Annotated in this window: 10 protein-coding genes; 7 read left to right on the top strand and 3 right to left on the bottom strand. The window is 62.0% G+C overall.

Annotation, left to right across the window (positions count from 1 at the left end):
- Nucleotides 1-71 precede the first annotated feature (71 nt).
- The 3 genes from mupP to AC07S6_RS18215 all read right to left on the bottom strand — a co-directional run bounded on the left by mupP (nt 72) and on the right by AC07S6_RS18215 (nt 2842).
- On the bottom strand, nt 72-743 hold the full coding sequence (gene mupP, locus AC07S6_RS18225) for an N-acetylmuramic acid 6-phosphate phosphatase MupP (protein ID WP_034135125.1): 672 nt from the start codon (nt 741-743) through the stop codon (nt 72-74).
- A gap of 4 nt (nt 744-747) precedes the next feature.
- Nucleotides 748-1446: a bifunctional 2-polyprenyl-6-hydroxyphenol methylase/3-demethylubiquinol 3-O-methyltransferase UbiG gene (gene ubiG / locus AC07S6_RS18220; RefSeq protein WP_003189760.1), complete on the bottom strand. Its 699-nt coding sequence runs from the start codon at nt 1444-1446 to the stop codon at nt 748-750.
- A gap of 64 nt (nt 1447-1510) precedes the next feature.
- Entirely contained in the window at nt 1511-2842 is a 1332-nt protein-coding gene (locus AC07S6_RS18215; protein ID WP_490613621.1) for a TRZ/ATZ family hydrolase, read from the bottom strand.
- A 109-nt stretch (nt 2843-2951) separates the two neighbouring features.
- Here AC07S6_RS18215 and mtnA point away from each other — a divergent pair, with 109 nt between their 5' ends.
- The 7 genes from mtnA to cmk all read left to right on the top strand — a co-directional run bounded on the left by mtnA (nt 2952) and on the right by cmk (nt 13570).
- Nucleotides 2952-4022 (top strand): S-methyl-5-thioribose-1-phosphate isomerase, encoded by a 1071-nt coding sequence (gene mtnA, locus AC07S6_RS18210; RefSeq protein ID WP_495112738.1) that lies wholly within the window; start codon nt 2952-2954, stop codon nt 4020-4022.
- A 424-nt stretch (nt 4023-4446) separates the two neighbouring features.
- Nucleotides 4447-7101 carry a DNA gyrase subunit A gene (gyrA, locus tag AC07S6_RS18205; protein WP_003189765.1) on the top strand — a complete coding sequence of 885 codons (2655 nt, stop codon included), beginning with the start codon at nt 4447-4449 and terminating at the stop codon, nt 7099-7101.
- Between the two features lie 242 nt (nt 7102-7343).
- Nucleotides 7344-8429, top strand: a complete 1086-nt coding sequence (serC, locus tag AC07S6_RS18200) for a 3-phosphoserine/phosphohydroxythreonine transaminase (protein WP_197882959.1) — start codon at nt 7344-7346, stop codon at nt 8427-8429.
- Entirely contained in the window at nt 8429-9523 is a 1095-nt protein-coding gene (gene pheA / locus AC07S6_RS18195; RefSeq protein ID WP_032902668.1) for a prephenate dehydratase, read from the top strand. Before serC ends, pheA begins: the two co-directional genes overlap by 1 nt.
- 9 nt (nt 9524-9532) lie before the next feature.
- A complete protein-coding gene (gene hisC, locus AC07S6_RS18190) occupies nt 9533-10645 on the top strand; it encodes a histidinol-phosphate transaminase (RefSeq protein ID WP_495112737.1) in 1113 nt (370 codons plus the stop codon).
- 28 nt (nt 10646-10673) lie between these two features.
- Nucleotides 10674-12884: a bifunctional prephenate dehydrogenase/3-phosphoshikimate 1-carboxyvinyltransferase gene (locus AC07S6_RS18185; RefSeq protein WP_495112758.1), complete on the top strand. Its 2211-nt coding sequence runs from the start codon at nt 10674-10676 to the stop codon at nt 12882-12884.
- Nucleotides 12881-13570: a (d)CMP kinase gene (gene cmk / locus AC07S6_RS18180; protein WP_105226209.1), complete on the top strand. Its 690-nt coding sequence runs from the start codon at nt 12881-12883 to the stop codon at nt 13568-13570. The genes AC07S6_RS18185 and cmk overlap by 4 nt, the downstream gene beginning before the upstream one ends.
- Nucleotides 13571-13659: the final 89 nt, after the last annotated feature.

Genomic DNA, 13659 nt, shown 5'->3' with positions numbered 1-13659 from the left:
ACCTGTCGCCAAATGTGCTGGCTGGCAGACCGCTATCGCAGGCAAGCCAGCTCCCACGTTGCTTCGAACCATCAGCAACTGCACAGGGCGTTATCCAGCACCTTGCGCAATTCCAGCGGGTGATCCACCACCACATCCGCGCCCCAGTGGCGTGGGTTGTCATCCGGGTGGATATAGCCATAGGTGACCGCCGCCGTGCGCGTACCGGCGTCGCGGCCGGATTCGATGTCGCGTAGGTCATCGCCCACGAACAGCACGCTGGCCGGGTCCAGGTCGAGCATCTTGCACGCCAGGATCATCGGCTCCGGGTCCGGCTTGCTGTTTTTCACATGGTCCGGGCAGATCAGCACGGCCGAGCGTTCGGCCAGGCCCAGGCGCTGCATGATCGGTTCGGCAAAGCGCACCGGCTTGTTGGTGACCACGCCCCAGATCAGCTTGGCTTTCTCGATGTCTTCCAGCAGTTCGGCCATGCCGTCGAACAGCTTGCTGTGCACCGCGCAGTCCTTGAGGTAACGCTCCAGGAATTCCTGGCGCAGTTCCTCAAAACCCGGCGACTCCGGGTCCATCGAGAAGGTCACCGCGACCATCGCCCGCGCACCACCGGAAATTTCATCGCGGATGTGCTGCGGGTTGATCGGTTCCAAGCCGCGGTCGGCGCGCATGGCTTGGCAGATGGCGATAAAGTCCGGCGCGGTATCCAGCAGGGTACCGTCCATGTCGAAGAGAACCGCTCGCAACTTCACAGGCTTACTCCTCGCGCAGGGTCTGGATCATGTAGTTGACGTCAACATCGTTGGCCAGCTTGTAGTGCTTGGTCAGCGGGTTGTAGGTCAGGCCGATGATGTCCTTGACGGTCAGCCCGGCCTGGCGGCTCCACGCACCCAGCTCGGAAGGGCGGATGAATTTCTTGAAATCATGGGTGCCGCGCGGCAGCAGCTTCATGATGTATTCGGCGCCGATGATCGCGAACAGGTAAGCCTTGGGGTTGCGGTTGATGGTGGAGAAGAACACCTGGCCGCCGGGCTTGACCATACGGAAGCACGCACGGATCACCGAGGACGGGTCTGGCACGTGTTCGAGCATTTCCAGGCAGGTGACCACGTCGAACTGCTCGGGCATTTCTTCGGCCAGGGCTTCGGCGGTGATCTGGCGGTACTCCACGCTCACGCCGGATTCGAGCTGGTGCAACTGGGCCACGGCCAGCGGCGCTTCACCCATGTCGATGCCCATGACGGTGGCGCCGCGCTGGGCCATGGCTTCGCTGAGGATGCCGCCGCCGCAACCGACGTCCAGCACTTTCTTGCCGGCCAGGTTGACGCGCTCGTCAATCCAGTTGACCCGCAGTGGGTTGATGTCGTGCAAGGGCTTGAATTCGCTCTCGCGGTCCCACCAGCGATGGGCAAGGGCTTCAAACTTGGCGATTTCGGCGTGGTCGACGTTGCTCATGGTGAATCCTCTGAATCTGATAAGTCGGTGTGTCGCGGCTGAACCCAAGGCTTCAGCCGCGTCGTTATTCGCTGTGCCCGCTGATGCGTTGGCCCCAGGCAATGGCCGTGGCGGTCAACTGTTGTTCATCCATGCGGGTCAATTGCCGGTCGTCGAGCAATGGCTTGCCGGCAACCCAAAGGTGTTTCACGCAATCGCGCCCGGTGGCATATATAAGCTGTGAGACCGGATCGTAGATCGGTTGTTGCGCCAGCCCGGAAAGATCAAAAGCGACGATGTCTGCCGCCTTGCCGACTTCCAGGGAGCCAATCTGGCTGTCCAGGCCCATCGCCCTGGCGCCGTTGAGTGTGGCCATGCGCAAGGCGCGGTGGGCATCCAGCGCAGTGGCCGAACCGGCCACGGCCTTGGCCAGCATCGCCGCCGTGCGGGTTTCGCCGAGCAAATCCAGGTCATTGTTGCTGGCAGCGCCGTCGGTGCCGATGGCCACGTTGACGCCAGCCTGCCACAAGCGCTCCACCGGGCAAAAGCCGCTGGCCAGTTTCAGGTTCGATTCCGGGCAGTGAATGACGCTGGTGTTGCTTTCTACCAGTAAAGCCAGGTCGTCTTCGCTGATTTGGGTCATGTGCACGGCCTGAAAGCGCGGGCCCAGCAAGCCAAGGCGAGCCAGGCGCGCCAATGGCCGCTCGCCGGTCTGCTCGATGGCTTGCTGCACTTCAAAGGCGGTTTCGTGAACGTGCATATGGATCACGGCGTCCAGCTCTTCGGCGATCACCCGGATTTTTTCCAGGTTGGCATCGCACACGGTGTACGGGGCGTGTGGGCCGAAAGTGATTTTGATGCGCGGGTGGTGCTTGAGGTCGCCGAACAGCTCGATACCCTGGCGAATCGCCTCGTCGGCACTACTGGCGCCGGGGATCGGGAAGTCGAGGATCGGCAGTGCGATCTGCGCACGCATACCGCTGTTGTGCACGCACTCACTGGCGACCTTTGGGTAGAAATACATGTCCGAGAAGCAGCTGATGCCGCCCTTGATCTGCTCGGCAATGGCCAGGTTGGTGCCGTCGCGCACGAACGCTTCATCGACCCACTTGGCTTCGGCGGGCCAGATGTGTTTTTCCAGCCAGGTCATCAGTGGCAAATCGTCGGCCAGGCCGCGGAACAGGGTCATGGCTGCATGGCCGTGGGCATTGACCAGGCCGGGGCTGAGCAGCATGCCGGGCAGTTCACGCACTTCTCGCGCCGCCAGCTTCAACGCCGCGTCCCGTGGCCCGATAAAGGCAATGCAGCCATCGCGGATACCCAGGCCATGCTCCTTGAGCACCACGCCAGCGGGCTCGACGGGTACCAGCCAGGTCGGCAGCAGCAACAAGTCGAGCGGGGCGGCAGTGGAGGTCATCGCAGGCTTCTTCCCAGGCAGCTATAAAAGAAGGGCGAAGTATACCCGAGCGTCCTGGCTGGCGGATCGCTATAATCCGCGGCTTTTGTTGATGAGTGCGGGGTAAGGGATGCGCGACCGACTGTTGGCTGCAGACAAAGTGAAGGCCATCGAATGGCGTGATGGCGCGCTGCACCTGCTCGATCAGCGCGTTTTGCCGTCCCGCAAGCACTGGGTGGCCTGTGGTACCGTTGAGTCGGTGGCCGACGCCATTCGCACCATGGTGGTGCGGGGCGCGCCGGCCATCGGCATCTGCGCCGCCTATGGCTTGGTCCTGGCCGCCCGCGAGCGTATCGCCGAGGGTGGTGACTGGCAGGCTGCATGGGAAGAAGACTACGCCTTGCTGGCCCATACCCGACAGACCGCATCGAACCTGTTCTGGGCCTTGCAGCGCATGCGCGACCGCCTCGACCGCCTCAAGCAGCACGCCGACCCGCTGGTGGCGCTGGAAGCCGAAGCCGTCGCGATCCATGAGAGCGACCGGGAGGCCAACGTGGTCATGGCCCAGTTGGGCATGGAGCGGATTCGCAAGCACCAGGGCAATGCCCAGGCGATCCTCACCCATGGCAACGCCGGCGCGTTGGCCTCCGGCGGCGTTGGCACAGCCCTCGGGGTGATTCATGCCGCGTATCTGGAGGGGCTGGTCGAGCAGGTCTATGTCAATGAAACCCGCCCCTGGCTGCAAGGCTCCCGTCTTACAGCGTGGGAGTTGGCGGGCCAGGGGATCCCGGTGGCGGTGAATGCCGACTCCGCCGGGGCGCATATCCTCAAGACCAAAGGCGTGACCTGGGTGGTGGTGGGAGCTGACTGTATTGCGGCCAATGGCGATGTGATCAGTAAGATCGGCACTTATCAGTTGGCCGTGTGTGCCATGCACCATGGCGTGCGTTTTATGGTGGTGGCGTCGAGTTCGACCCTCGATTTGATGATGGCTACGGGGGAGGATGTTGCGCTGGAGCAGCGGGATATTGGTGAGTTGCTTGAGGTTGATGGGCAGCGGTTGGATATCGCGGCGTTTAACCCTGTGTTTGATGTGACGCCTGCGGACCTGATTGACGTGATCGTCACCGAAAAAGGCATTGTCGAGCGGCCAGACACTGCCAAACTGGCCAAGTTGATGTGCCGTAAGCGCCTGCATTGAGGGTGTCGGTGGCTGTGGGGGCGCAATCGCAGGCAAGCCAGCTCCCACCTTCAACCGTGTTCACACATCAAAGGTGGAAGCTGGCTTGCCTGCGATTGGCCCTTGAAGTCAATAAAACGTCTGCATTCCACCCTCGCAAAAAAGCACCATCGCGCCTCTGAGCCCCTCTCGTCCCCTTCAAGCCTGTCATCCGTCAAATTACTAGCCTCCATGCGCATCAGGGGGATAGGTGCGTGGCGGCGATTGTGATAACATCCGGCGGTTTCCAGGGCTGCCCCGAGGGGTGGCCTATAACGTGCAGATCCGTGTCATAACTCGTTGATTTGTCGTAAGTCGTTGTCAGGCACCGTGCCGGCAGCGGCGAGCTTCGTTCGTCCCGAATGGATGTGACGAGGTTTCACCCGAAAAAGGAATCAGGCTTCTCATGGGCGAACTGGCCAAAGAAATCCTCCCGGTCAATATCGAAGACGAGCTGAAACAGTCCTACCTCGACTACGCGATGAGCGTAATTGTCGGTCGGGCACTGCCTGATGCGCGCGATGGCTTGAAGCCCGTGCACCGGCGTGTGCTGTTCGCGATGAGCGAGCTGGGTAACGACTGGAACAAGCCGTACAAGAAATCTGCCCGTGTTGTCGGTGACGTGATCGGTAAGTATCACCCTCACGGCGACACTGCGGTGTACGACACCATCGTTCGGATGGCGCAGCCGTTTTCCCTGCGCTACCTGCTGGTAGACGGCCAGGGTAACTTCGGTTCGGTGGACGGCGACAACGCCGCGGCCATGCGATACACCGAAGTGCGCATGACCAAGCTGGCGCACGAGCTGCTGGCCGACCTGCATAAAGAAACCGTGGACTGGGTGCCGAACTACGACGGCACCGAAATGATCCCGGCTGTCATGCCTACCAGAATTCCCAACCTGCTGGTCAACGGTTCCAGCGGTATCGCCGTGGGCATGGCCACCAACATCCCGCCGCACAACCTCGGTGAAGTCATCGACGGTTGCCTGGCCCTTATCGACAACCCTGAGCTGACCGTCGATGAGCTGATGCAGTACATCCCCGGCCCGGACTTCCCGACCGCCGCGATCATCAACGGTCGCGCCGGCATCATCGAAGCCTACCGCACCGGCCGCGGGCGCATTTACATGCGTGCCCGCTCGATGATCGAAGACATCGACAAGGTCGGTGGTCGCCAGCAGATCGTCATCACCGAACTCCCTTACCAGTTGAACAAGGCACGCCTGATCGAGAAGATCGCCGAGCTGGTTAAAGAGAAGAAGCTGGAAGGCATCACCGAGCTGCGCGACGAGTCCGACAAGGACGGTATGCGCGTGGTCATCGAACTGCGTCGCGGCGAAGTGCCTGAGGTGATCCTCAACAACCTCTATGCCCAGACCCAGCTGCAAAGCGTGTTTGGTATCAACGTGGTTGCCCTGATCGACGGCCGCCCGCGCATCCTGAACCTCAAGGACCTGCTGGAAGCCTTCGTGCGTCACCGTCGCGAAGTGGTCACCCGCCGTACCGTGTTCGAACTGCGCAAGGCCCGCGAGCGCGGCCATATCCTGGAAGGCCAGGCGGTTGCGTTGTCGAACATCGACCCGGTGATCGCCCTCATCAAGGCCTCGCCAACCCCGTCGGAAGCCAAGGAAGCGCTGATCAGCACACCTTGGGAATCCAGTGCCGTGGTCGCGATGGTTGAGCGCGCTGGCGCCGACTCGTGCCGCCCCGAGACCCTGGACCCGCAATACGGTCTGCGTGAAGGCAAGTACTTCCTGTCGCCAGAACAGGCCCAGGCCATCCTGGAACTGCGCCTGCACCGCCTGACTGGCCTTGAGCACGAGAAGCTGCTGGCCGAGTACCAGGAGATCCTCAACCAGATCGGCGAGTTGATCCGCATCCTCAGCAGCGCTGTGCGCCTGATGGAAGTGATCCGCGAAGAACTGGAAGTGATCCGCGCCGAATACGGCGACGTGCGCCGCACCGAAATCCTCGATGCGCGCCTGGACCTGACCCTGGGTGACATGATCCCGGAAGAAGAGCGCGTGGTGACCATCTCCCACGGCGGCTATGCCAAGACCCAGCCGCTGGCGGCCTACCAGGCCCAGCGTCGTGGCGGTAAAGGTAAATCGGCTACCGGCGTGAAGGATGAGGACTACATCGCTCACCTGCTGGTCGCCAACAGCCACACCACGCTGCTGCTGTTCTCCAGCAAAGGCAAGGTGTACTGGCTCAAGACCTACGAAATCCCGGAGGCCTCCCGCGCTGCCCGTGGTCGTCCGTTGGTCAACCTGCTGCCGCTGGACAGTGATGAATACATCACCACCATGCTGCCGGTCGAGGAATACACCGAAGGTCACTTCATCTTCATGGCCACCGCCAAAGGCACCGTGAAGAAGACCCCGCTGGAATCCTTCAGCCGTCAACGCAGCGTGGGCCTGATCGCCTTGGAACTGGACGAAGGCGACGTGCTGATTTCCGCAGCCATCACCGATGGCGAGCGCGAAGTCATGCTGTTCTCCGACGGCGGCAAGGTCACACGCTTCAAGGAATCCGACGTACGAGCCATGGGCCGTACCGCCCGCGGTGTACGCGGCATGCGCCTGCCGGAAGGGCAGAAGCTGATTTCCATGCTGATCCCGGAAGAAGGCAGCCAGATCCTCACCGCTTCCGAGCGTGGTTATGGCAAGCGCACCGCCATCAGCGAGTTCCCGGAGTACAAGCGTGGCGGCCAGGGCGTGATCGCCATGGTCAGCAACGACCGCAACGGCCGTCTTGTCGGCGCGGTGCAGGTGCTCGACGGCGAGGAGATCATGCTGATTTCCGACCAGGGCACCCTGGTGCGTACCCGTGTGGCGGAAGTGTCGAGCCTGGGCCGTAACACCCAGGGCGTGACCCTGATCAAGCTGGCCAAGGACGAAAAACTGGTCGGCCTGGAGCGTGTGCAGGAGCCTTCGGAAGTCGAAGGTGAAGAGCTCGAAGGTGAGGAATTTGAAGGCGAGGTGATCGCAGCTGGCGATGACAACGTTGACGAGCCAACCCTTGACGCTGCCGCAGACGAAGAAGAACCGCAGGAATAAGCGGACACACAGGGGGCGGATGAAGATTCGCCCCCTTGTTGTTTGTCCCGTATGAAATACAGCGCCCTTTGCCTGGACGCGGTCCATGTGGGAGCTGGCTTGCCTGCGATACAGGCGCCTCGGTCATTCAGTGATACCGCGGCGCTGCTATCGCAGGCAAGCCAGCTCCCACAGATGTCCGCTCCAGAACGAGGGCGTTGCTGACATGATTGCAGCCCCACCAGATCAGAGTGAGATTGGATGTGAGCAAGAGAGCCTATAACTTCTGTGCCGGTCCCGCGGCGCTTCCTGAAGCAGTCCTGCAGCGTGCGCAGGGTGAACTCCTCGACTGGCATGGAAAAGGCCTCTCCGTGATGGAAATGAGCCATCGCAGCGATGAGTTCGTGTCTATCGCCAACAAGGCCGAGCAGGACCTGCGCGACCTGCTGGACATCCCATCCAATTACAAAGTGCTGTTCTTGCAGGGTGGTGCGAGCCAGCAGTTCGCCCAGTTACCGCTGAACCTGCTGCCCGAAGGCGGCACTGCCGACTATATCGACACCGGTATCTGGGGGCAGAAGGCCATTGAGGAGGCCTCGCGCTACGGCCATGTCAACGTGGCGGGCACCGCCAAGCCCTACGACTACTTCGCCATTCCCGGTCAGAACGAGTGGAAGCTGACCAAGGACGCGGCCTACGTTCACTACGTCGCGAACGAAACCATCGGCGGCCTGGAATTTGATTGGGTGCCGCAAGTAGGTGACGTTCCGCTGGTGTGCGACATGTCTTCGGACATCCTCTCGCGCCCGATCGACGTGTCCAAATACGGCATGATCTACGCCGGCGCGCAGAAGAACATCGGCCCGAGCGGCATCCTGGTCAATATCATCCGCGAAGACCTGCTGGGCCGTGCCCGTTCGCTGTGCCCGACCATGCTCAACTACAAGGTCGCGGCCGATAACGGCTCGATGTACAACACCCCGCCGGCGTTTGCCTGGTACCTGTCGGGCCTAGTGTTCGAATGGCTCAAGGAGCAGGGCGGCGTGGCGGCCATGGGCAAGCTCAACGAAGAGAAGAAGCGCGTCCTGTACGACTTTATCGACGCCAGCGGCCTGTACAGCAACCCGATCAACCTCAGCGACCGCTCGTGGATGAACGTGCCGTTCCGCCTGGCCGACGACCGCCTGGACAAGCCGTTCCTGGCCGGCGCCGACGCGCGCGGCCTGCTGAACCTCAAGGGCCACCGCTCGGTGGGTGGCATGCGCGCCTCCATTTATAACGCCGTTGACATCCACGCCATCAATGCGCTGGTTGCCTACATGGCAGAGTTCGAGAAGGAACACGGCTAATGTCTGAGCAAGAACTCAAGGCCCTGCGCGTACGTATTGACAGCCTGGATGAGAAGGTCCTGGAACTGATCAGTGAGCGCGCGCGCTGCGCCCAGGAAGTGGCCCGGGTGAAAATGGCGTCCCTGGCGGAAGGCGAAGTGCCGGTGTTCTACCGCCCCGAGCGTGAAGCCCAGGTGCTCAAGCGTGTGATGGAACGCAACAAGGGCCCGTTGGGCAACGAAGAGATGGCGCGGTTGTTCCGTGAAATCATGTCCTCGTGCCTGGCGCTGGAGCAGCCGCTGAAAGTGGCTTACCTCGGCCCTGAAGGCACCTTCACCCAGGCGGCAGCCATGAAGCACTTCGGCCATGCGGTAATCAGCAAGCCGATGGCGGCCATCGACGAAGTCTTCCGTGAAGTCGCCGCCGGTGCGGTGAATTTTGGCGTGGTGCCAGTGGAAAACTCCACCGAAGGCGCGGTCAACCACACGCTGGACAGCTTCCTCGAACACGACATGGTGATCTGTGGTGAGGTGGAGTTGCGTATCCATCACCACCTGCTGGTGGGTGAAAACACCAAGACCGACAGCATCAGCCGTATCTATTCCCACGCCCAGTCCCTGGCCCAGTGCCGCAAGTGGTTGGACGCCCATTACCCGAATGTAGAGCGCGTGGCGGTGTCCAGCAACGCCGAGGCGGCCAAGCGGGTCAAGGGTGAGTGGAACTCGGCGGCGATTGCCGGCGATATGGCTGCCGGCCTGTACGGCCTGACGCGCCTGGCCGAAAAGATCGAAGATCGCCCGGATAACTCCACGCGCTTTTTGATGATCGGCAGCCAGGAAGTGCCGCCGACCGGCGACGACAAGACCTCGATCATCGTCTCCATGAGCAACAAGCCCGGCGCGCTGCATGAGCTGCTGGTGCCATTCCACGACAACGGGATTGACCTGACGCGCATCGAGACTCGTCCTTCGCGCAGCGGTAAGTGGACCTACGTATTCTTTATCGACTTCATGGGCCATCACCGCGACCCTCTGGTCAAGGGCGTGCTGGAGAAAATCAGTCAGGAAGCCGTGGCACTCAAGGTGCTGGGCTCTTACCCGAAAGCGGTTTTGTGAGGCTTTGACATGAGTGGCAACTTCCTCGCCCTGGCGCAGCCGGGCGTGCAACAACTCTCGCCTTACGTTCCAGGCAAGCCTGTGGACGAACTGGCCCGTGAGTTGAATCTGGACCCGTCCAAGATCGTCAAACTGGCGAGTAACGAAAACCCGCTGGGCCCGAGCCCCAAAGTGTTGGCGGCGATTCGTGAAGAGCTGGCCGAGCTGACCCGTTATCCCGATGGCAACGGTTTTGCCCTCAAGTCGCTATTGGCGGACAAGTGCCGGGTCGAGTTGAATCAAGTGACCTTGGGCAACGGCTCCAACGACATCCTTGAACTGGTCGGCCGTGCCTACCTGGCGCCAGGTTTGAATGCGGTGTTCAGCGAACACGCGTTTGCGGTCTACCCGATTGTGACCCAGGCGGTGGGGGCGGATGCTCGCGTGATTCCTGCCAAGGACTGGGGCCATGACCTGCCGGCGATGCTGGCGGCCATCGATCCCCAGACTCGCGTGGTGTTTATCGCCAACCCGAACAACCCGACCGGCACCTGGTTTGACGAGCAGGCACTGAACGAATTCCTGCAGGACGTGCCGGCGCATGTGCTGGTCGTGCTGGACGAAGCCTACATCGAGTACGCCGAAGGCAGCGACCTGCCCGACGGCCTGGATTTCCTCGCGGCCTACCCGAACCTGCTGGTGTCGCGTACGTTCTCCAAGGCTTATGGTCTGGCGTCGTTGCGGGTCGGCTATGGCTTGTCCACCCCCGTGGTCGCCGATGTGCTGAATCGCGTGCGCCAACCGTTCAACGTCAACAGCCTGGCCCTGGCGGCCGCCTGTGCGGCGGTGCAGGATATCGAATATCTGGAAGAAGGCCGTCGTCTCAACGAAAGCGGCATGCTGCAATTGCAGGAAGGTTTTCGTGAGCTGGGCCTGGGCTGGATTCCGTCCAAGGGCAACTTCATCTGCGTCGACCTCGGCCAGGTGGCTGCGCCGGTGTTCCAGGGCTTGCTGCGCGAGGGCGTGATCGTGCGCCCGGTGGCCAACTACGGCATGCCGAACCACCTGCGTATCACCATCGGTTTGCCTGCTGAGAACAGCCGCTTCCTTGAGGCGCTGGCCAAGGTTCTGGCCCGTGGTTGATGTCACTGCATTGCAACCTGCTGTGCCTATGATCGGTCGCCTGGTGGTGGTCGGCCTGGGGTTGATCGGTGGCTCGTTCGCAAAGGGCCTGCGTGAAAGTGGGCTGTGTGGCGAAGTGGTAGGCGTGGACCTCGACCCGCAGTCGCGCACGTTGGCGGTGGAGTTGGGCGTGGTGGACCGCTGTGAGGCGGATCTGGCCGTTGCGTGCCAGGGCGCGGATGTGATCCAGCTCGCCGTGCCGATCCTGGCCATGGAGAAATTGCTGGCGGTACTGGCAGGCATGGACCTCGGGCAAGCGATCCTTACCGATGTGGGCAGCGCCAAAGGCAACGTGGTGCGCGCGGCACGATTGGCGTTTGGTGGCATGCCGCCGCGCTTTGTGCCGGGCCATCCCATCGCGGGTTCCGAGCAGAGCGGGGTGGAGGCATCCAATGCGCAGTTGTTCCGTCGGCATAAGGTGATCCTGACGCCGCTTGCGCAAACCGATCCCACGGCGTTGGCAGTGGTGGATCGTCTCTGGCGCGAGCTGGGCGCGGATGTAGAGCATATGCAGGTCGAGCGTCACGACGAAGTGTTGGCAGCGACCAGTCACTTGCCGCATCTGCTGGCATTTGGCTTGGTGGATTCTTTGGCCAAGCGCAACGAGAACCTCGAGATTTTCCGCTACGCCGCCGGCGGCTTCCGCGATTTCACGCGGATTGCCGGCAGCGACCCGGTGATGTGGCACGACATCTTCCTCGCCAATCGCGAAGCGGTGTTGCGCACTCTGGACACCTTCCGCAGTGACCTCGACGCCTTGCGCGACGCGGTGGATGCGGGAGACGGCCATCAACTGCTGGGCGTGTTCACCCGTGCGCGGGTGGCGCGTGAACATTTCAGCAAGATCCTCGCGCGCCGGGCCTACATGGAAACCGCAATGAGCACCGATGACTTGACCTTCATCGCCAGCCCGGGTGGCCGCTTGAGCGGGCGCATCCGCGTGCCGGGTGACAAGTCGATCTCTCATCGCTCGATCATGCTGGGGTCGTTGGCCGAGGGTGTGACCGAGGTGGAAGGCTTCCTTGAGGGTGAGGACGCCCTGGCGACCTTGCAGGCCTTTCGCGACATGGGCGTGGTGATCGAGGGGCCGCACCATGGGCGCGTGACCATTCACGGTGTCGGCCTGCAGGGCCTGAAGGCTGCGCCGGGGCCGATCTACGTGGGCAATTCCGGCACGTCGATGCGCCTGTTGGCCGGTGTATTGGCGGCGCAGCGCTTCGACAGCGTGCTGACCGGCGATGCCTCGCTGTCCAAGCGCCCGATGAGCCGCGTGGCCAAGCCGCTGCGGGAAATGGGCGCAATCATCGAGACGGGGCCGGACGGGCGTCCGCCACTGAGCATTCGTGGTGGGCAGTCGCTCAAAGGCTTGAACTATGTACTGCCCATGGCCAGTGCCCAGGTGAAATCCTGCCTGTTGTTGGCGGGGTTGTACGCGGAGGGTAAAACCTCGGTGACCGAGCCCGCACCGACCCGCGACCATACCGAGCGCATGCTGCGCGGCTTTGGTTACCCGGTGGCGGTGCAGGGCGCGACGGCGTCGCTGGCGTCGGGGTATGGGTTGACCGCTACGCGTATTGAAGTGCCGGGGGATATTTCGTCTTCGGCGTTTTTTCTGGTGGCGGCCTCGATTGCCGAGGGCTCCGAACTGTTGCTGGAGCATGTCGGTATCAACCCGACCCGCACCGGGGTGATCGATATCCTGCGGCTGATGGGGGCTGATATCACCCTTGAAAACCAGCGCGAGGTGGGCGGCGAGCCGGTTGCGGATTTGCGTGTGCGTGCTGCCGCGCTCAAAGGTATCGAGATTCCAGCGGCCCTGGTGCCGTTGGCGATTGATGAGTTTCCCGTGCTGTTTGTTGCCGCAGCCTGTGCTCAAGGCCGCACCGTTTTGCGCGGTGCCGAAGAGCTGCGCCTCAAGGAGTCCGATCGCATCCAGGTGATGGCCGACGGTCTGTTGGCCCTGGGCGTGAAGTGTGAACCCACGCCTGATGGGATTATCATTGACGGTGGCCCGATGGGCGGCGGTGAAGTGCACGCCCATGGTGATCATCGGATTGCCATGGCGTTCAGTGTAGCTTCCCTGCGGGCGAAGGCGCCTATTCGTATCCTTGACTGCGCCAATGTTGCTACGTCTTTTCCGAACTTTCTGACACTGTGTGCCCAAGTCGGCATCCGTGTTGCCCAAGAGGCTCAATTGTGAATATCAAAGCACCGGTGATTACCATCGACGGGCCTAGCGGCTCGGGCAAAGGCACAATCGCTGGCATTCTGGCCAAGCGCCTGGGTTGGTGCCTGCTAGATTCTGGCGCGCTGTACCGCCTGCTGGCGTTTGCTGCGCACAACCATGGTGTGGACCTGACCAACGAAGAATTGCTGACCAAACTTGCCGCTCATCTGGATGTGCAGTTCATTGCGGCGACCGAGGGTCAGTTGCAGCGCATTATTCTGGAAGGTGATGAAGTCAGCGATGTGATTCGCACCGAGAGTATCGGCGCGGGTGCCTCCCAAGTGGCCGCGCTGCCCGCCGTGCGCGAGGCGCTGCTGCAGCGCCAGCGCGCATTCCAGGAGGTGCCGGGCCTGGTGGCCGATGGCCGCGACATGGGCACGGTGGTGTTTCCCGAGGCGCCGCTGAAGATTTTCCTGACCGCCAGCGCCGAGGAGCGGGCACGCCGCCGTTACTTGCAGTTGAAGGGCAAAGTCGATGGTGTTAGTCTGTCGAGTCTGCTAGATGAGATCCGTGCACGCGATGAGCGTGATACCCAGCGTGCGGTAGCCCCGCTCAAGCCGGCGGCTGACGCCATACAGCTGGATTCCACGGAGTTGTCCATCGAGCAGGTGCTGGAACGCATCATGAGTGAAATCGCCATTCGCGATATCGCCGGGTGATCAAGAAGGCCGCAGGGGACCAGTCATAGTCCTGCGGTGGCTTCTTTTAACTGAAACTGACCCACACCGTCTGGGGTGTGGAGATGGGC

Source organism: Pseudomonas sp. GW821-FHT07B01 (genome assembly GCF_059419065.1).
This window is presented reverse-complemented; position numbering and strand designations above follow the sequence as displayed.

What these genes read in the sequence shown, in the direction of transcription:
- ubiG (WP_003189760.1), bottom strand. Translation starts at nt 1,446, where the DNA reads ATGAGCAACGTCGACCACGCCGAAATCGCCAAGTTTGAAGCCCTTGCC.
- AC07S6_RS18215 (WP_490613621.1), bottom strand. Translation starts at nt 2,842, where the DNA reads ATGACCTCCACTGCCGCCCCGCTCGACTTGTTGCTGCTGCCGACCTGG.
- mtnA (WP_495112738.1), top strand. Translation starts at nt 2,952, where the DNA reads ATGCGCGACCGACTGTTGGCTGCAGACAAAGTGAAGGCCATCGAATGG.
- gyrA (WP_003189765.1), top strand. Translation starts at nt 4,447, where the DNA reads ATGGGCGAACTGGCCAAAGAAATCCTCCCGGTCAATATCGAAGACGAG.
- pheA (WP_032902668.1), top strand. Translation starts at nt 8,429, where the DNA reads ATGTCTGAGCAAGAACTCAAGGCCCTGCGCGTACGTATTGACAGCCTG.
- hisC (WP_495112737.1), top strand. Translation starts at nt 9,533, where the DNA reads ATGAGTGGCAACTTCCTCGCCCTGGCGCAGCCGGGCGTGCAACAACTC.
- AC07S6_RS18185 (WP_495112758.1), top strand. Translation starts at nt 10,674, where the DNA reads ATGATCGGTCGCCTGGTGGTGGTCGGCCTGGGGTTGATCGGTGGCTCG.